This is a genomic window from Pseudomonas sp. W2I6 (assembly GCF_030815935.1).
Taxonomy (GTDB): domain Bacteria; phylum Pseudomonadota; class Gammaproteobacteria; order Pseudomonadales; family Pseudomonadaceae; genus Aquipseudomonas.
This window is the reverse complement of sequence record NZ_JAUSXJ010000001.1, coordinates 6,632,511-6,648,815: the sequence shown is the minus strand read 5'-3', so window position 1 is coordinate 6,648,815 and position 16,305 is coordinate 6,632,511. Positions and strand designations below refer to the sequence as shown.

Here is a 16,305-nt window from a genome sequence, read left to right as displayed (position 1 = left end):
CAGCACCCGAGTTTCTTACGGGCACAAAAAAGGCCGCTTTTGCATAAAAGCGGCCGTTCCGAAGTAACTAAAGACTCGCAAAACTCACTTAAGTTCCTCATACAAAACAGTAACTTAGAGAATTGTATACAACCCATACCACTGGTCGGGTTTCGATTGTCACCGTCTCGATACAACCTCAGGATCGCGCCGTCATCCTCTTGAGGTTCCTCTATGAAGTTCTCCTCGATTCTCTTGTTGTCCCTTGGCCTGGTCAGTGGCGCAGCCATGGCCGGTGGCACCACCGAAGCCGGTGTGGGCGGCGCATTGGGCGGGGTTCTAGGTTCTGTCGTAGGTCAGCAGTTGGGCGGTAACACTGGTTCAGCCATCGGTGCGGCTCTTGGCGGCGCAGGCGGCAGTGCGGTGGGCGCAGACAAGCGCAGCCGCGGTGAAGCAGCCATTGGCGGCGCATTGGGCGCGGCCGGCGGCAACGTGGTGGGTCGCAGTGTCGGCGGCAGCACCGGCAGCCTGATCGGCGCAGCAGCCGGCGGTGGCGCCGGTGGTGCACTGGGCAACTACATGGGCAACAAGAGCGATGACGATGATCGTCGTTACCGTGGGCGCGATAACCGCCGTTATGACCGCGATGACCATCGCGGGCGCGGCCATGCTTATGGGCATCGCAAAAACAAGCATCACTATCGCCACCACCGGTAACACGCGAATCGAAAGAACAACGCGGGTTTAATGTGGGAGCGGGCTTGCTCGCGAAGGCGTTGTATCAGCCAATACATCCGGCGACTGATCCACCGCCTTCGCGAGCAAGCCCGCTCCCACATTTGACTTTCATTGCTTCGCAGATCGTATTCAGATCACCAATCGCTGTAACGCCTCGCGCAACATCCCCGGGATCGTCACCGGCTGGTTCGACGCCCGATCCACAAACACATGCACAAACCTCCCCGCAGCACAGGCATCTTCTTCTCCCGCCTTGAACACCGCCAACTCATACTGCACCGAACTGTTGCCCAACTTGCCCACCCGCAGGCCGATCTCGATGCGGTCCGGAAAGGCAATCGAGGCGAAGTAGTCGCACGCCGAACTCACCACAAACCCAACCACTTCGCCGTCATGAATATCCAACCCGCCCTGCTCGATCAGGTAGGTATTCACCGCGGTGTCGAAGAAGCTGTAGTAGGTGACGTTATTCACATGGCCATATACATCGTTGTCGTGCCAGCGCGTGATGATCGGCTGGAAGTGGCGGTAATCGGCGCGTTGTGGCATGGCGTTGGTCATCGGTAAAACCCGGGCAGGAGGAGGCTCTCTTGATACTGGGTTCAAGCACTACCCGCAAGCCTAGGTTGGGCTTTGCTCAATCGTTTGCTGGACGCACGCCATACGCTTGAGCGCTTGATCCGTCTCGGCCGATTGCTGCAGGCACTGGCGATAGGCGGTGATATAGGCCTCGACTGCAGCGCTGGCCTGCTGCGGCGTGACCCGCGCCAGATACTCCACGAACGAACGCCGGCCGATCTGGAAGTGTTGGTAATCCAGCGGAAAATCCCAATAACCACCCCAGGTCAAAAAGCCGTGTTCGGCGAACAGGTCAATCACCTCTTCTGCCCGGCCAGGGCGCGCCGGCTTGCCGGGGCGGGCATCCAGGCGGTTAACGGCATTTGCGGTACTTGCCCTGGGCTCAACAGTGGCCTGGCCGGTGAATTCACCTCGCGGGTTACGCCCGAACAAAACGAATGGGTTTTGCAGAGGGTTAAGGTCAATTGCGGCGCCATAGGCGTGCAGCGACCACCCCGAAGCGCCACTGACCTGGCGCCCATTAAAACCACTGGTATTGTTGCGGGCCATCGAGACCTTGTCGTTGCCTCGATAGGTTTCCAGCCTGACCGCCTGACGCACCGGGAACCGACGTTGCAGCAACTGCCTGAAGATCTCCTCCACATGGGGTGCGATGGCATCCAGCACCACGAGCTGCCCGTTGTTATGCAGCACTCCGCCAAAGTCCACATAGCTGAACGTCACCCGCGCCAGGCGTGCGCAGGGCAATGGATTGGCGGCGGTGATGGTGTTGCGAAGCTGCATCTGCCGACAGTCATTCACGCTCAACGGGATGACCGAGGCCAGCGTGCCTTGTGCGACCAGCAACCCGGCGAACAGCAAGACGCCGGGGACAACACCACGAGAAAAACCAAAAGCCATGGGCAATTCCTTTGCAGAAGAAGTGAAGCGTCAAACCTTCTCACCTGCGGGCACGGTCCGGCTGTCGGCGGCGTCTGCCACTGGAAGGGAAAGCGCGACCCTCCAGACCGGAAATCAGAGTGCCTCCAACCCTGCCTCCGCCCATTCACGAACCTCTGCATAGGGATACTCCTCCAGTACCGCGAAACCTGGAATCCCTCGTGCCTTCAGCTTGGTAAACAACGGCACGCTGAGACCGCATAAAAACCGTGTCAGCCGCTCCGCGCTTGGCAAGTCGCCGCTGTATTCATGGTGGCTGTGGATAAATTCACCGCACAGCGCGAGAAAGTTTTTATCCACAAGCGGCGGCAAGCTCGGCGGCGCCGGCAAGTGGGCGACGTTACCGTGGCACACCGAGCAGTGCCCGCACTGCCGGGGCGCGTTTTCATCGCCGAAATAGTGCGCCAGGCGGTAACCCAGGCACTCCTGTGTCGCGAACAGATCCAGCATGGCGTGAATTCGCGCCACCTCCGTCACCTCATGCTGCTTGAAGCCTGTGTATAACTCCGTGCTCAGCGCCTGTGGATCGAAGTCGGTATTCAGCAGGGCGTAAACCTCGGTCATCTGCCGGCTTTCCATCTCGATCAGGCCTTGTTCCTGAAAGTAATCCAGGGCCTTCACCACCCGACTGCGCTCGGCCTGGTGCTGTTGATACAGCGCGTCGAAGTCCACCGTCGCCCAGGTTTTCGCCCGTTTGCAGACCTGGATAATCGCTGCGACAAACTGCTGCCGCTCGCCGGTAAAACGCGCCAGCAATGCCTCTGGTTCAATCAAATACTTGAAGCGGTATTCGGCATAAAACGCGTAGCGCGGCGCGATCACAGCCTTGATTTCAAGCTGCACGAGCAAGGTCTTCAGCGGTAGTTCACGGATGTTGCTGTGGTCCGACAGTGAGCGGAGCATAAACTCCCACTGTCCATCGGCACGGACCGCCTGTATTTCCTCCAGGACTCGGCGAATACCTTCCTGTTCCGGCGTATCGCCGTACACAAAGTTTTCCAGGATATTCAGGCTGTCGCGGTTGGCCAGAACCAGACACTCAGACGGCTGCCCGTCACGCCCGGCGCGGCCGATTTCCTGGCTGTAGTTCTCGATGGATTTGGGCAGGTCGAAGTGCACCACGTTGCGGATATCGCTTTTGTCGATGCCCATGCCGAAGGCAATGGTGGCGACGATGCAGTTGGACTGCCCGCCCATGAATCGCTTCTGAATGGCTTCCCGCTTATCGTGAGCCAGGCCCGCGTGATAAGCCTCGGCCTGGATTCCATTGCGATTCAAATGCTCGGCAATCTGCTCCGCGGTTTTTTGCAGCGTGACGTAGACGATGCTTGGCTGATTGGCTCGCTCCTGCATCCACGTCACCAACCGGCGTCGCTTGTCCTGGCCACTGACGGGCTCAACCAGCAGGTTGAGGTTGGAGCGGTAGAACCCGGTGGTGATCACATCGTCAGGTGCAATGGCGAACTTGGCCTGCATGTCAGCGATCACCTTGGGCGTCGCCGTGGCGGTCAGCAGCAGCGCCTGGGGGATGCGGAACTGGCGTTGGTAATCCGGCAGCTTCAGGTAGTCCGGGCGAAAGTTATGGCCCCATTCGGAAATACAGTGAGCCTCATCCACCACCAGCAGCGAGATCGGCACGCTTTGCAGGAAGTTGCGAAAGCGCTCGTTCTTCAAGCGCTCCACGGAAACCATCAGGATCTTCAGCTCGCCCGAACGCGCCCGGGCCATGACGTCATTGGCATCATCGCGGCTCTGGGCCGAGTCGATGCTGCCCGCCGAGATACCGTGGCGCTGCAGGAAACCCAACTGGTCCTGCATCAGCGCCAGCAACGGCGACACCACCAGCGTCAGGTGCGGCAGCAACACAGCGGAAAGTTGATAACACAGGGACTTGCCGGAACCGGTGGGGAAAATTGCCGCCGCCGAACGGCCGGCCAGCACGGCACTGACCACCGCCTCCTGGCCCAAACGAAACTGTGGATAACCGAAGACCTGTTGGAGGGTGTTGTGCATAAGCTGTCACTCCATTGACCGCTGAACGAGCCCAAAACATAGACCAGCGCATTCAGCGAATCGAGAAAGGTCGCAAGGAAAAAAGAGTCTGGATGATACACAGCCTGGGAAGTGGAGTAGGCACCCGTAAGAATCGTTCCAACCTTACGCGGGACGCATCTCGAAACTCATTGCGCTACAATCAACCTTCGCACCGAGAGGACGCTGTCATGGCCGAACTGACGTTTGAGCAAAAGCAGGATCACTACGACAAGATCCGTCGTTCCAACTACCTGGCCAGCCTGCGCCTGGAAGGGTTCGACACCCAGCCCGCCGACGTCGACAAACCCCTGCCGACCCGCGAAGCCGTCCTCGCCAAGTACCGCAACACCCCACGCTGATGCTCGACAAATATGGCGTGGGCCAGGACCCGTACTGCTACCCCGGTAGCAGCGTCCTGCGTAACCGCCTCGATTTGTTCGACGAAGAACGCCTGCACCAGGCCGAGCGGGAACTGTCTGAAATCGCTGTCGGCAGCCTTCCGCTGTATCCCCCGCCCTACGACCTGGAACGCCTGCAACACATCCACCGCACCCTGTTCGCGGACATTTACGAATGGGCCGGGGAACTGCGTACGGTCAACATCCAGAAGGGCGACACGCTGTTCTGCACACCGGAGCGTATCCCGCCTGAGGCGAGCAAGATCATCCAGCACATGGCGCAGGCGAACTGGTTTGTCGGGGTGACGCAGGCGGAGTTGGTGACGCAAATTGCCGAGGCCTATGGCGACCTCAACGTGATCCACCCGTTTCGCGAAGGGAACGGCCGGGCGCAGCGGATTCTGTTCGAGCAGATCATCGTGAATGCCGGGTTTTCGGTGAACTGGTGGCTGGTGAAGAACGCAGCGTGGATACCGGCGAACATCGATGCGGTGGCGTGTGATTATCGGGGGTTGGAGGCGATTTTCGAGCGGTGTATCAGCACCCCGCGCTAACCCCGATCGTTCCCTACGCTCCGCGTGGGAATGCCGCCAGGGACGCTCCGCGTCCCGTCATCCGCGCACGACCCAAGCCATGAACACTGGTGACGCGGAGCGTCACGGGATGCATTCCCACGCGGAGCGTGGGAACGATCAGTATCCGTTAAAGCTGGTAACGATCTGTTTATTGCTCTCGCCCCACACTCCCGCCAAGGTTCGCCCCGTCGTTGCAAATTCAGCGACCGGGTTTGGTCACTCGAAAACAGCACACATAAGTGCCATCACTTGTCTGGCGGACGTCTATCGTCCTCTCAGCGCAATGTTATGGCGGCTGTGTGTGGGACGTCCTCGGACGTGCCGGATTGCTGTTTCCGGTTGGCCAACCTGCGCACAGTCCGCCACCCATCGTTTGGCCACGGTGACGACGGTTACTTAACAGCAAACCGAGTACCTTCCAATGCAAACACCTGAAGCGAAAAACCGCTACCTTCCACTTGGCACCAACTTCACCGATACCCACCCCCTGCTCATCGACACCGAAGCCGCCGCCGAAGATATCCAGTCCGCAGCCCACCAACGCATCCGCGCCGCAGCCGATCTCCTGGAAACCTTCTCCTGCCTGACCTTCGAACAGGCCGACCTCAAAGATATTTCGCATATCACCAACGCCCTGTATCTGCTCGTCCAGGACGGTTGCGATCTACTGGAAGTCGCCCAAACCGGCATGATGCGACTCACCACCACCGACGCCGTAAAGCGAACACCACCTGAGCAGCCACACAGCTAAAAATGTGGGAGCTGGCTTGCCTGCGATAGCGGAGTGTCAGACAACACCTTTACCACTGAAACACCGCCATCGCGGGCAAGCCCGGCTCCCACATTTGACCAGTTTCGTTTGAAGGATCGCGGTGCCATCGATAAAGTCGGTCGCCTCCACCCACTCTCGCGTAACCACCATGAACCTGGCCCCCAACTTCCCCGAAGACATCGCGATGCAGCAGCTCCTGCAACTGCTGCATGAAGAAATTGGCCTGCCCGAACATAAGACGCTGCGCCTTGAAACCGCCATCAACCTCGAACTGGGCTGCGACGGCACCGAAGCCAATCAATTGATGGAAGCTCTGGAGCAAGACTTCGCTGTCGACTTGAACGACTACGACGCTTATCGTTATTTCCAACCTCCTGTCTTCGATGTCTTCCTGAAGCACAGAGCCAAAGGCCGCGGCGACAAAATCCCGCTGACCATCGGCATGCTTTACCTGGCTATCAAGGCCCAACGCTGGGACACGCAAACCCTGGAAAACCTGTAGGAGCGAGCTTGCTCGCGAAAAACCTGAGAGCGCCGCGTTCCCCCTGAAAGCCCGCATTATCGTTAACGACCTTCGCGAGCAAGCTCGCACCTACAACCAAGGACCTTACATGGACGTACTAATGGGCCTGCTGGCCGCCCTGCTCTGGGGCGGCACGGACTTCCTCGTGGGCCTCAACGCCCGAGCTGTCGGCGTCAAACGCGCGGTGTACTTCGGCCAGGCGCTGGGCTTCCTGATCATGACCCTGCTGCTGGTCATATTCCCGGCCTTCCTCGTCAAATCCCTCGCGGCGCCTTTGAGTGTGTGGCTCCTGGGAGCCGCAGCAGCCCTGCTGACCGTCTCCGGCGCCCTTGCGCTGTCCAAGGCCTTCTCGCTGGGCAAAGCGGCGATTGTCGCGCCGCTGGTGACGTCCTACGGTGTCGTGACTACTTTGCTGTCATGGGCCAGCGGCGAACACATCAGCCTGATCCAACTCGGCTGCATCGCTCTCTGCGTAATTGGCGTGATCCTGTCCAGCATTCATAAGGACAATGGCGTCCCTCACAACAGTTCCAGCCGCTCAATCGCCTACGCGATGCTCGCAGCGTTGCTCTACGGCACAAGCTTTTGGGTGCAGGGCCGCTACACCCTGCCGACGCTTGGCCCGGTCACGATGCTTTGGCTTGGGTATTTGGTTGGCCTGTGCGTCCTGGTGTTGATGGTGCTTAAGATCAAAGACGGCCTGAAAATCCCACCGCTGAAAAACTGCGCAACGCTGACCAGCGCGAGCCTGATGAACCTGGGTGGGTTCTCGGCGTTCTCGTGGGGTGCAATGGCGGGGTCGGTTTCCGTGGTGACGGTGATCAGCACCCTGTCCGGTGGGATCGCCGCGATTCTGGGGTTTGTGTTTTTCAAGGAGCGGCTGTCAGCGGTGCAAGTGACCGGTGTGGTGCTGGTGTTAGTGGGAGCCGTGGTTCTGCACCTCGTCGACTGATCCTTCGCCCACAAAAAAGCCGCCCACTAGGGGCGGCTTTTTCACAACGGCCGAATCTTACAACTTCGGACCCGCAGCCTTGATCGCATCGCTCACTTCAAACTTCTTGAAGTTCTCGATGAACAGACCCGCCAGCGCTTTCGCCGCTTCATCGTAGGCAGCCTTGTCAGCCCAAGTGTTACGTGGGTTCAACAGGCCAGTCTCGACGCCCGGTACAGCCAATGGCACGTCCAGGTTGATGGTGTCCAGGTGCTCGGTCTCGGCACCAATCAACGCACCGCTCTGGATCGCTGCAATCACGCCACGGGTGGTCGGGATGTTGAAGCGCTTGCCAACGCCGTAGCCGCCGCCGGTCCAGCCGGTGTTGACCAGGTAGACCTTGGAGCCGAAGCCACGCACGCGCTTGATCAGCAGTTCTGCGTATTCACCAGCCGGGCGTGGGAAGAATGGCGCGCCGAAGCAGGTGGAGAAGGTCGACTTGATGCCGCCGCCCGAACCCATTTCGGTCGAGCCCACCAGAGCGGTGTAGCCGGACAGGAAGTGGTACGCCGCTTGTTCTTCGCTGAGGATCGACACGGGCGGCAGTACGCCGGTCAGGTCGCAGGTCAGGAAGATCACAGCGTTTGGCTCGCCACCGAGGTTTTTCTCGGAGCGCTTGGCCACGTGCTCCAGCGGGTAGGCGGCGCGGCTGTTCTGGGTCAGGCTGACGTTGGTGTAGTCGGCGTGCTTGGCATCGTCGATCACCACGTTTTCGAGCACGGTGCCGTGCTTGATGGCTTTCCAGATCACCGGCTCGTTCTTCTCGGACAGGTCGATGCACTTGGCATAGCAACCGCCTTCGATGTTGAACACCACACCTTCGCCCCAGCCGTGTTCGTCGTCGCCGATCAGGTAGCGGCTTTCGTCGGCGGACAGGGTGGTTTTACCGGTGCCCGACAGACCGAAGAACAGGGTCACGTCGCCGGCTTCGCCGATGTTGGCTGCGCAGTGCATCGGCAGCACGTCGGAGGCCGGCAGCAGGAAGTTCTGCACCGAGAACATGGCTTTTTTCATTTCACCGGCGTAACGCATGCCGGCGATCAGGACTTTTTTCTGGGCGAAGTTGAGGATCACGCAACCGTCGGAGTTGGTGCCGTCACGCTCTGGCACGCACTCGAAGTTGGCCACGTTGAGCACTTGCCACTCGTCACGACCGGCCGGGTTGTACTGGGCCGGGTTGATGAACAGGCAACGACCGAACAGGTTCTGCCAGGCAGTCTGGGTGGTCATTTTCACGGCCAGGTAGTGGTCTTCTGCAGCCCCTACGTGAACGTGGGAAACGAAATGCTCTTGCGCGTTGTTGAATGCCTCGACGCGAGCCCACAGGGCATCGAACTTGTCGGCCGGGAACTTGCGGTTGATCGGGCCCCAGGCAATGGCAGCCTGGGTGGAAGGCTCTTCAACGATGAAGCGGTCGACTGGCGAACGGCCGGTACGGTGACCGGTTTCTACGACCAGCGCACCGGTATCGGCAAGCACGCCTTCACCGCGCTGCAGGGCTTCTTTGACCAGATCGTCAACACTCAGATCGGTGTATACGGCGTTATTGGCTTGCGTCATGAGGTTCCCCGTCGGCCAGTGGCCGAGTGCTCCAAACGTTTTGTAGTAGAAAGTTGCGCACTACTACCGCGAAAAAAGTGGGCCGGATTATGCCAGAAAAGCCCAAAAAGAGTAGGGCCCTCCGGTCAGAACGGCGGAAATCCGGCGTTTGTCAGGTGATTTACCTGTGCTTAAACGTTTTAGTGGCGGGTGCCTGAAGGGGTGTCTACGCCCGCGCCGGCGAATAATTGAGCAATATCGGCAGCGTCGAACAGGTAGCGCTGGTTGCAGAACTGGCAGTCGATCTCGATGTTGCCACCGTGTTCCACCACCAGGTCCTGCGCATCTTCCAGGCCCAGGCTGACCAGGGCAGTTGCCGAGCGCTCGCGGGAGCAGCTGCAGTGGAAGCGCAGGGACTGCACGTCGAACAGGCGCACGGCCTCTTCGTGGTAGAGGCGGTGCAGGATGGTTTCGTTATCCAGGCCCAGCAACTCTTCGGCTTTCAGGGTGCCGGCCAGGGCGGTGATGTGGGCCCAGCTGTCGGCGCGGTCTTCTTCGTCCTTGATGCGGTCAGCCGGCAGTTGTTGCAGCAGCAGGCCACGGGCGCGCTTGCCGTCGGCGTTGAGCCAGAAGCGGGTGCCCACTTGCTGGGACATCACGAAATAATTGGTGAAGCAGTCGGACAGGGTTTCGCCGTCGAGGTCGACGATGCCCTGGTAACGCTGGCCTACCGTCGGATCGACGGTCAGGGCCAGCACGCCGTCTGGCATCAGGTCAGCCAGGGTCGCATCGGCGGCGATGCGGTCCGCGTCGTAGCGGGCCAGCCCACGGATTTCGCGCTCGCTGGAGCATTCGATCATCAGCAGCGGGATCGGGCCTTCGGAGCGGGCCTGCAGAATCAGCAAGCCATCGAACTTCAGGGTGCCCACCAGCAGCGAGGCAGCCGCCATCAGCTCGCCGAGCAATTGCGCGACCGGCTCCGGATAGGGGTGCTTGGCGAGGACTTCGGCATAGCTGCGCTCCAGGGCGACCAGTTCGCCGCGGGCGTCGCTGTCGTCGAAGATGAAGCGTTGGGTGAAGTCGGTATCCGGTAGATCAGTCATAGGTCTGGGTATCTGAATTGATGACAAAAAGATGACAAGGTTTATAGAATTACACGCTTTAGCACCGTTTTGGTGCGGCCTTCTGCGGGAAAACGAAGCGCTTTAAAGCTAAGAGGAAACAGTTTATGAACAATCCGGGTTTGTTCCAAGCCAGGTGGGACCTCGGTCGATTGGCCCTGTGTAATTTACTCGCTGTGGGGCTGCTGTGTTTTTGGCTCTGGCCGGCGGGCCAGGCGCTCTGCACGGTTTTCGACGAGTGGCTGTTTCATCTGCTCAATGACCCGCTGGCAAGCAGCTCCGCGTGGCTGCATGTGTGGGCGGTGGCCAGTTTGCGGCCGTTTGACGCGGTGGTCGGGGTGATTCTGCTGACGCTGTTGATCCGTGGCGACTGGGTGTTCAAGGCGATTGAAGTGCGCCAGGCGTTTTTCGGCTTCCTGGGCATTCTGCTGCTGTTGCTGTTTATCCGCATGCTGTTTTCCAAGCTGGCGGCGCAGATGGGCTGGCAACACCATAGCCCGTCGATGGTGATCAGCGGCGCGATTCAGATGAGCGACTATTTCCCGGGCCTGGAGAAGACATGGGAGTTGAAGGACCGCTCCAGCCAGAGCTTCCCGGGGGATCATGCATCGGTATTGCTGATCTGGGGCATGTTCATGACCGTGTTTGCCAAGCGGATCGGGCAGGTGCTGGTGATCTGGGGCTTGGCGCTGCTGTTCATGATGCCGCGGCTGGTAGCCGGTGCGCATTGGGGGCAGGACGATTATATCGGTGGGGTGTTGCTGGCGCTGTTGGCGTTGGGCTGGGGTTACTACACGCCCTTTGCAGCGAAGGTTTCGCGGGGGCTGGTGCGAGTGACGGGCCCGGTGTTTGAGTTGTTTCGGCGAGTACCGCTGGTTAATCGCTTGAGCGTGATTCGCAGCGTTTGAATTGGAATAGCAGGAGCCGACCTGGCTCCTGCGGTCTGCCGATTAATCATCATTGCCACTGCCGCGAAACTTGAACAGGTCGCGCCGCTGTTTCTTGCTTGGCTTGCCGTCGGTGGTCATGCCCAGGGACCCCGCCTTGCGCATGGCCGCCGCGTTTTCGCGCTTGGCGATGCTGGCTTCGGTCTCGGTATACAACGCCTGCGCCTCGGGAGCGCCCCTTCGCACAATTGAAAGCGCCTGGACCACGACGGTTCGTTCATCAAACCCGGCACGGATCTGAAACTCATCGCCGATGCGTGGCTCCTTGCCGGGCTTGCAACGCTCGCCGCGCCAATGCACCTTGCCACTCTCGATCGCCGCCTTGGCCAAGGCACGGGTCTTGAAGAAACGCGCCGCCCACAACCACTTGTCCAAACGGACTTTTTCTTCCTCTTCCTGCTTCTGAGCCACTTGAATTCCTCGCTCTGAAAAATGTCGCAACTTTACCGTTGAAACCCTTCAACGCATAAACCCTTGAGCTCACCTAAGATACGCCAGGTAGCATCCTGTTTTCGCGAGGTTAACGTGTGACCGACTTTCCCATTTCACTGACCTCGCCCAAACAAGCCTGTGCGGGCTGCCAGCAAAGTGAGCCGCTGGGCTTTGAGTTTGCCTTTGCGTATCAGCCTATCGTGGACCTGCGTGACCAGTCGGTCTTTGCCCATGAAGCCTTGGTGCGCGGCGTCAACGGTGAGGGCGCGTTGACGGTGCTGGATCAGGTCAACGACAGCAATCGCTACCGTTTCGACCAGCAATGCCGCACCCGCGCGATCGCCACCGCTTCGACACTCAACATGCAGACGCACCTTTCAATCAACTTCATGCCCAATGCGGTCTATCGACCAGAACTGTGCATCCGCAGCACCCTGGAGGCGGCCCGGGCGCATAATTTTCCGTTGGATCGGCTGATTTTCGAGACCCTGGAAAGCGAGCATGTAGATAACTATCGCCATTTGACGAATATTCTGCGTGAATACCGCGAATTCGGCTTCAAGACCGCCATCGACGATTTCGGGGCGGGCTATTCGGGGCTGAATCTGCTGGCCGATTTCCAACCTGACCTGATCAAACTCGACATGGCGCTGATCCGCGATGTCGACCGTGATCGTGTCCGTCAGGTGATCGTCCGGGGGATTGTCACAATCTGTGAGCAGTTGGGCGTTACTGTCATCGCCGAGGGCATCGAAAGCGCCGGCGAGCGGGACTTTCTCGCCGACTGTGGAATATTTCTGATGCAGGGCTACTGGTTCGCCAAGCCTGCATTCAAAGCCCTGGCCGAGGTATCACCCGCCGCTTGGGCGAATTAATTGCCGGTTATTCATATTGAAGACATTTGACCATTTGACCGTTGTGGGTCTGCGTGAGTGGGTGGCACTTCCCGACTTGGGAGTGGCAGGCCTGCGCGCCAAGATCGACACCGGCGCCAGTACCTCAAGCCTGCATGCCACCGAGATCGAGCCATTTGAGCGCGACGGTGCAAAGTGGGTGCGCTTCACCGCGCACCTGGGCAGCGTGGTGCAACTGCGTCACCGGCGCTGCGAAGCACCGCTGGTGGCGATGAAAACCATTAAAAGCTCCAACGGCCAGGCCCAGGTGCGGTATGTGATCAGCACCACCCTGGCCCTGGGCGATCGGGTATGGCGGGTGGAATTCACCCTCGCCTGCCGCAAGGCCATGCGTTACCGCCTGTTGCTGGGCTCCAAGGCCCTGATTGACGGCCAACTGGTGGTCAGTCCCGGCGTCAAATACGTTCAAGACAAGCCGGTGTTCCCGGTCTCTACTACCTCTGCCACAGGTGCTGCATGAAGATCGCTGTGCTGTCGCGTAACCCGCGTCTGTATTCCACCCGTCGCCTGGTCGAGGCCGGCACCGAACGTGGCCATGAGATGGTGGTGATCGATACGTTGCGCGCCTATATGAACATTGCCAGTCATAAGCCGCAGATCCACTACCGGGGCAAACCGCTGGAAGGCTTCGATGCGGTGATCCCGCGTATCGGTGCTTCCGTGACGTTCTATGGCTGCGCGGTACTGCGCCAGTTTGAAATGATGGGGGTGTCTCCCCTCAATGAATCGGTGGCTATCGCCCGTTCGCGGGACAAGCTGCGCTCGCTGCAGTTGCTGTCGCGCCGTGGCATTGGCTTGCCGGTCACCGGCTTTGCGCACTCCCCGGATGACATTCCCGACCTGATCGAGATGGTCAACGGCGCGCCGCTGGTGATCAAGGTGCTGGAAGGGACCCAGGGCATCGGCGTGGTGCTGTGTGAAACCGCGACTGCGGCCGAGTCGGTGATCGAGGCGTTCATGGGCCTCAAACAGAACATCATGGTGCAGGAGTACATCAAGGAAGCCGGCGGTGCGGATATCCGCTGCTTCGTGGTGGGCGACAAGGTGATTGCCGCGATGAAGCGCCAGGCCAAGCCGGGTGAGTTTCGGTCCAACCTGCACCGTGGCGGCAGTGCCAGCCTGATCAAGATCACCCCGGAAGAACGCATGACCGCACTGCGGGCAGCCAAGGTCATGGGGTTGAGCGTGGCGGGTGTGGATATATTGCGCTCCAACCACGGGCCGCTGGTGATGGAGGTGAACTCGTCACCGGGCCTGGAAGGAATTGAGACCACCACCGGCAAGGATGTGGCGGGGATCATCATTCAGCATCTGGAGAAGAGTGGTGGGCCGAATATGACGCGCACCAAAGGCAAGGGCTGAATACACCCGACCTATAAAGCACCGCAAAACCAGTGTGGGAGCGGGCTTGCTCGCGAAGGCGGTGGATCAGTCGACATTTCTATGGACTGACCCACCGCCTTCGCGAGCAAGCCCGCTCCCACATTTAGACCGCATCCCTGGGCAACATCAGCCCCAACGGCAAGCGCACTCGCGCTTCCAGGCCGCCATCCGGCCGGTTGCGCAATTCGACATTGCCGCCATGCATCGAAGCAATCCGCCGCACGATCGCCAGCCCCAGGCCCGTGCCTTTGCCACCCCGGGCACGGTCGCCGCGGGTGAACGGGTTGAAGATACCTTCCAGTTCCGCCGGATCGATACCGGCCCCACGGTCCATGACACTCAGCACCACGTAAGGCGCGCTGGTATCCCCGGAAACGTAGGCTGCTACTTCCACATCGGAACCAGCGTGATGCAGCGCGTTACCAATCAGGTTATTCAGCAGGCGCTTCATCGAAACCCGACGCAACGCGAACGGCTGGATCGGCTCCAGGCGCATGCGCACCTGCTCGCCATTCTGGTTGTAAGGCGCAACCACCTCGCGAACCAGGTCCGTCAGGTCGACCTCTTCCACCACCTCGTCCCTGCCATCGCGGATAAACGCCAGGAACTGGTCGAGAATCGCGTCCATGTCCTCGATGTCTCGAACCATGTCGTCGGTAAGGTCGGTGTGGTTACCCATCAGTTCCAGGGAAAGCCGCAGACGCGTCAGCGGCGTGCGCAGGTCATGGGACACCCCCGCCAGCATCAGCTCGCGCTCGCGCCCCGCCTGTTCGACATCCTCGGCCATCTGGTTGAACGCGCTGTACACCTCGGTCATTTCACTCGGCGTATCGCTGATGGGCAGGCGCACACTGCGGCCCTGGCCCAGCTGGCGTGCGGCAAACACCAGGCGCTTGAGCGGCTGGTTGAGCTGGCGCACGAAAATCCAGGCAGACGCGGTGGAAAGCAAGCCAATCGCCAGGAACCAGCCCAGCACGTTCCAGATCTTCTGCCCCCGCAGTGGATGCGGATACAGCGGCACTTTCAGCCAGTCCTCCCCCAGGCTCGGCGCTCGCACCCACAGCGCCGGCGACACATGCATGCGCAGCCGCACCTCGGTGTCTTCACCCAGTTCGGCCTGCATCTGGCGCTGGTAGATTTCGCTGTAGGGCCAATGTTGCTCGCCCTCGGGCACGCCCGCGCCCGCGACCCGGACCAGGGTAGCGGCCTTGGCGATCTTCTCGCGGTTCTCGGGGTCTGCGGCCCAATAGGCACGCAAGGTCAGCGCGACACCGTGGCTGTACTGCCGGTCCACCAGCACGTCTTCGTTCATCAACAGATAAACCAGTGTCAGGGCCTTGGAAAACAGTACGACGATGAGCACCAGCCAAAGGGTGCGTGAGAAGAAACTCTGCGGGAACCACAACGGGGTTTTCATAAAAGACAGCTGGACACCTTGCAGGAGCGAGCCAAGCTCGCAGAATTGCAAACGCCGGGCAACCGGCTGACTCTTATCGAGTCATCACCGGCACGCCCGCCTCTGCAAATCATCGGTCACTTGGTTGCAGTGCCATCCGGCACAAACACGTAACCCACACCCCACACCGTCTGGATATAACGCGGCTTGGATGGATCGGGCTCGATCATCCGGCGCAGACGGGAGATCTGTACGTCGATGGAGCGCTCGAGGGCGTCCCACTCACGGCCACGGGCCAGGTTCATCAGCTTGTCGCGGGTCAGCGGCTGGCGAGCGTTCATCACCAGTGCCTTGAGCACGGCGAATTCGCCGGTGGTCAGCATGTGCACTTCATCGCCACGCTTGAGCTCACGGGTGGCCAGCGACAACTCGTAGTCGCCGAAGGTCACGCTTTCGTCTTCGCTGCCTGGAGCGCCCGGTACCGGGGCGGCCTGGCGACGCAGTACGGCCTTGACCCGTGCCATCAGCTCGTCCGGGTTGAACGGCTTGGCCAGGTAATCGTCGGCGCCCAGTTCCAGGCCCTTGATGCGGCTCAGCTCATCGCCCTTGGCGGTCAGCATGATGATCGGGATCTGATTGTTGGCACCGCGCAGGCGTTTGCAGGCGGTCAGGCCGTCTTCGCCGGGCAGCATCAGGTCCAGCACCACCAGGTTGAAGACTTCACGTCCCAACAGGCGGTCCATCTGTTCGGTGTTTGGCACCGCGCGGGCACGGTAGCCCTTGGAGTTGAAGAAACGCTCCAGCAGGCTGCTCAGCCCCGGATCGTCATCAACGATGAGAATTTTTTCGCCTTCAGCAGTTTGTGCAGTGCTGCTCATTAGATGCTCCTCTTATCTCGGCGCGCATTATGGCGTAGCTGCCGTTATACGCACCGTGTGCATTGTTAGCAGATTTTTCCTCTACCGCCAGCGAACCCGCGCCCTACAACCTTGGCGGCAATCCCCCCAAGGGCAGAACGCTGGTTATAATGCGGCGCCTTTGTGCA

18 protein-coding genes and 1 pseudogene are annotated in these 16,305 nt (G+C 60.0%); 10 read left to right on the top strand and 9 right to left on the bottom strand.

Features of this window, described 5'->3' with window-relative positions:
• Positions 1–213: 213 nt before the first annotated feature.
• On the top strand, positions 214–696 hold the full coding sequence (locus QF039_RS30745) for a glycine zipper domain-containing protein (RefSeq protein ID WP_008435777.1): 483 nt from the start codon (positions 214–216) through the stop codon (positions 694–696).
• Positions 697–846: 150 nt separating this feature from the next.
• Here QF039_RS30745 and QF039_RS30740 read toward each other — a convergent pair whose 3' ends face one another.
• The 3 genes from QF039_RS30740 to QF039_RS30730 form a co-directional block, all read right to left on the bottom strand.
• On the bottom strand, positions 847–1,278 hold the full coding sequence (locus QF039_RS30740) for a thioesterase family protein (RefSeq protein ID WP_003213207.1): 432 nt from the start codon (positions 1,276–1,278) through the stop codon (positions 847–849).
• Between the two features lie 60 nt (positions 1,279–1,338).
• A complete protein-coding gene (locus tag QF039_RS30735; RefSeq protein ID WP_307522279.1) occupies positions 1,339–2,196 on the bottom strand; it encodes a M15 family metallopeptidase in 858 nt (285 codons plus the stop codon).
• Positions 2,197–2,310: 114 nt separating this feature from the next.
• Positions 2,311–4,248, bottom strand: coding sequence for an ATP-dependent DNA helicase RecQ (locus QF039_RS30730; RefSeq protein ID WP_307522277.1), 1,938 nt, complete (start codon positions 4,246–4,248; stop codon positions 2,311–2,313).
• Positions 4,249–4,457: 209 nt separating this feature from the next.
• Here QF039_RS30730 and QF039_RS30725 point away from each other — a divergent pair, with 209 nt between their 5' ends.
• The 4 genes from QF039_RS30725 (at position 4,458) to QF039_RS30710 (ending at position 6,516) form a co-directional block, all read left to right on the top strand.
• Positions 4,458–4,628: a YhfG family protein gene (locus tag QF039_RS30725; RefSeq protein WP_003213201.1), complete on the top strand. Its 171-nt coding sequence runs from the start codon at positions 4,458–4,460 to the stop codon at positions 4,626–4,628.
• Complete coding sequence (locus QF039_RS30720; protein WP_003213199.1) at positions 4,628–5,221, top strand: putative adenosine monophosphate-protein transferase Fic; 594 nt, start codon at positions 4,628–4,630, stop codon at positions 5,219–5,221. Before QF039_RS30725 ends, QF039_RS30720 begins: the two co-directional genes overlap by 1 nt.
• A gap of 442 nt (positions 5,222–5,663) precedes the next feature.
• On the top strand, positions 5,664–5,993 hold the full coding sequence (locus QF039_RS30715; protein ID WP_177053990.1) for a hypothetical protein: 330 nt from the start codon (positions 5,664–5,666) through the stop codon (positions 5,991–5,993).
• 169 nt (positions 5,994–6,162) lie between these two features.
• The gene (locus QF039_RS30710) at positions 6,163–6,516 is read left to right on the top strand and encodes a DUF1493 family protein (RefSeq protein ID WP_134325549.1); all 354 of its coding nucleotides are present in this window, start codon (positions 6,163–6,165) and stop codon (positions 6,514–6,516) included.
• Here the strand turns inward: QF039_RS30710 and QF039_RS30705 are convergent.
• Positions 6,494–6,616, bottom strand: a pseudogene (locus QF039_RS30705) (outer membrane lipoprotein carrier protein LolA); the annotation flags it as partial. The gene QF039_RS30710 and the pseudogene QF039_RS30705 sit on opposite strands and share 23 nt — an antisense overlap.
• A gap of 21 nt (positions 6,617–6,637) precedes the next feature.
• Here QF039_RS30705 and QF039_RS30700 point away from each other — a divergent pair.
• Positions 6,638–7,489 (top strand): DMT family transporter, encoded by an 852-nt coding sequence (locus tag QF039_RS30700; RefSeq protein WP_087692724.1) that lies wholly within the window; start codon positions 6,638–6,640, stop codon positions 7,487–7,489.
• 57 nt (positions 7,490–7,546) lie between these two features.
• On the opposite strand, the gene QF039_RS30695 is transcribed toward QF039_RS30700, so the two are convergent.
• Both QF039_RS30695 and hslO read right to left on the bottom strand, forming a co-directional pair.
• Positions 7,547–9,088, bottom strand: coding sequence for a phosphoenolpyruvate carboxykinase (locus QF039_RS30695; protein ID WP_177009301.1), 1,542 nt, complete (start codon positions 9,086–9,088; stop codon positions 7,547–7,549).
• Between the two features lie 179 nt (positions 9,089–9,267).
• Positions 9,268–10,170 (bottom strand): Hsp33 family molecular chaperone HslO, encoded by a 903-nt coding sequence (gene hslO, locus QF039_RS30690; RefSeq protein ID WP_102367891.1) that lies wholly within the window; start codon positions 10,168–10,170, stop codon positions 9,268–9,270.
• Between the two features lie 125 nt (positions 10,171–10,295).
• Here hslO and QF039_RS30685 point away from each other — a divergent pair, with 125 nt between their 5' ends.
• The gene (locus QF039_RS30685) at positions 10,296–11,096 is read left to right on the top strand and encodes a phosphatase PAP2 family protein (RefSeq protein WP_134325547.1); all 801 of its coding nucleotides are present in this window, start codon (positions 10,296–10,298) and stop codon (positions 11,094–11,096) included.
• 42 nt (positions 11,097–11,138) lie between these two features.
• Here QF039_RS30685 and QF039_RS30680 read toward each other — a convergent pair whose 3' ends face one another.
• Positions 11,139–11,546: an RNA-binding S4 domain-containing protein gene (locus tag QF039_RS30680; protein ID WP_003213184.1), complete on the bottom strand. Its 408-nt coding sequence runs from the start codon at positions 11,544–11,546 to the stop codon at positions 11,139–11,141.
• Between the two features lie 116 nt (positions 11,547–11,662).
• Here QF039_RS30680 and QF039_RS30675 point away from each other — a divergent pair, with 116 nt between their 5' ends.
• From QF039_RS30675 to rimK, 3 genes are read left to right on the top strand one after another with little or no spacing between them, the layout of a single operon-like run.
• Positions 11,663–12,442 (top strand): EAL domain-containing protein, encoded by a 780-nt coding sequence (locus QF039_RS30675; protein WP_003213183.1) that lies wholly within the window; start codon positions 11,663–11,665, stop codon positions 12,440–12,442.
• A gap of 34 nt (positions 12,443–12,476) precedes the next feature.
• Positions 12,477–12,941 (top strand): ATP-dependent zinc protease, encoded by a 465-nt coding sequence (locus tag QF039_RS30670; protein WP_371132397.1) that lies wholly within the window; start codon positions 12,477–12,479, stop codon positions 12,939–12,941.
• Positions 12,938–13,843, top strand: a complete 906-nt coding sequence (rimK, locus tag QF039_RS30665) for a 30S ribosomal protein S6--L-glutamate ligase (RefSeq protein ID WP_003213178.1) — start codon at positions 12,938–12,940, stop codon at positions 13,841–13,843. The genes QF039_RS30670 and rimK overlap by 4 nt, the downstream gene beginning before the upstream one ends.
• Positions 13,844–13,967: 124 nt before the next feature.
• On the opposite strand, the gene QF039_RS30660 is transcribed toward rimK, so the two are convergent.
• Both QF039_RS30660 and ompR read right to left on the bottom strand, forming a co-directional pair.
• Positions 13,968–15,281, bottom strand: a complete 1,314-nt coding sequence (locus tag QF039_RS30660) for an ATP-binding protein (protein ID WP_003213176.1) — start codon at positions 15,279–15,281, stop codon at positions 13,968–13,970.
• 116 nt (positions 15,282–15,397) lie between these two features.
• Positions 15,398–16,138 carry a two-component system response regulator OmpR gene (gene ompR, locus QF039_RS30655; protein ID WP_003213175.1) on the bottom strand — a complete coding sequence of 247 codons (741 nt, stop codon included), beginning with the start codon at positions 16,136–16,138 and terminating at the stop codon, positions 15,398–15,400.
• Positions 16,139–16,305 lie beyond the last annotated feature (167 nt).

What these genes read in the sequence shown, in the direction of transcription:
- QF039_RS30745 (WP_008435777.1), top strand. Translation starts at nt 214, where the DNA reads ATGAAGTTCTCCTCGATTCTCTTGTTGTCCCTTGGCCTGGTCAGTGGC.
- QF039_RS30740 (WP_003213207.1), bottom strand. Translation starts at nt 1,278, where the DNA reads ATGACCAACGCCATGCCACAACGCGCCGATTACCGCCACTTCCAGCCG.
- QF039_RS30735 (WP_307522279.1), bottom strand. Translation starts at nt 2,196, where the DNA reads ATGGCTTTTGGTTTTTCTCGTGGTGTTGTCCCCGGCGTCTTGCTGTTC.
- QF039_RS30730 (WP_307522277.1), bottom strand. Translation starts at nt 4,248, where the DNA reads ATGCACAACACCCTCCAACAGGTCTTCGGTTATCCACAGTTTCGTTTG.
- QF039_RS30725 (WP_003213201.1), top strand. Translation starts at nt 4,458, where the DNA reads ATGGCCGAACTGACGTTTGAGCAAAAGCAGGATCACTACGACAAGATC.
- QF039_RS30720 (WP_003213199.1), top strand. Translation starts at nt 4,628, where the DNA reads ATGCTCGACAAATATGGCGTGGGCCAGGACCCGTACTGCTACCCCGGT.
- QF039_RS30715 (WP_177053990.1), top strand. Translation starts at nt 5,664, where the DNA reads ATGCAAACACCTGAAGCGAAAAACCGCTACCTTCCACTTGGCACCAAC.
- QF039_RS30710 (WP_134325549.1), top strand. Translation starts at nt 6,163, where the DNA reads ATGAACCTGGCCCCCAACTTCCCCGAAGACATCGCGATGCAGCAGCTC.
- QF039_RS30700 (WP_087692724.1), top strand. Translation starts at nt 6,638, where the DNA reads ATGGGCCTGCTGGCCGCCCTGCTCTGGGGCGGCACGGACTTCCTCGTG.
- QF039_RS30695 (WP_177009301.1), bottom strand. Translation starts at nt 9,088, where the DNA reads ATGACGCAAGCCAATAACGCCGTATACACCGATCTGAGTGTTGACGAT.
- hslO (WP_102367891.1), bottom strand. Translation starts at nt 10,170, where the DNA reads ATGACTGATCTACCGGATACCGACTTCACCCAACGCTTCATCTTCGAC.
- QF039_RS30685 (WP_134325547.1), top strand. Translation starts at nt 10,296, where the DNA reads ATGAACAATCCGGGTTTGTTCCAAGCCAGGTGGGACCTCGGTCGATTG.
- rimK (WP_003213178.1), top strand. Translation starts at nt 12,938, where the DNA reads ATGAAGATCGCTGTGCTGTCGCGTAACCCGCGTCTGTATTCCACCCGT.
- QF039_RS30660 (WP_003213176.1), bottom strand. Translation starts at nt 15,281, where the DNA reads ATGAAAACCCCGTTGTGGTTCCCGCAGAGTTTCTTCTCACGCACCCTT.
- ompR (WP_003213175.1), bottom strand. Translation starts at nt 16,138, where the DNA reads ATGAGCAGCACTGCACAAACTGCTGAAGGCGAAAAAATTCTCATCGTT.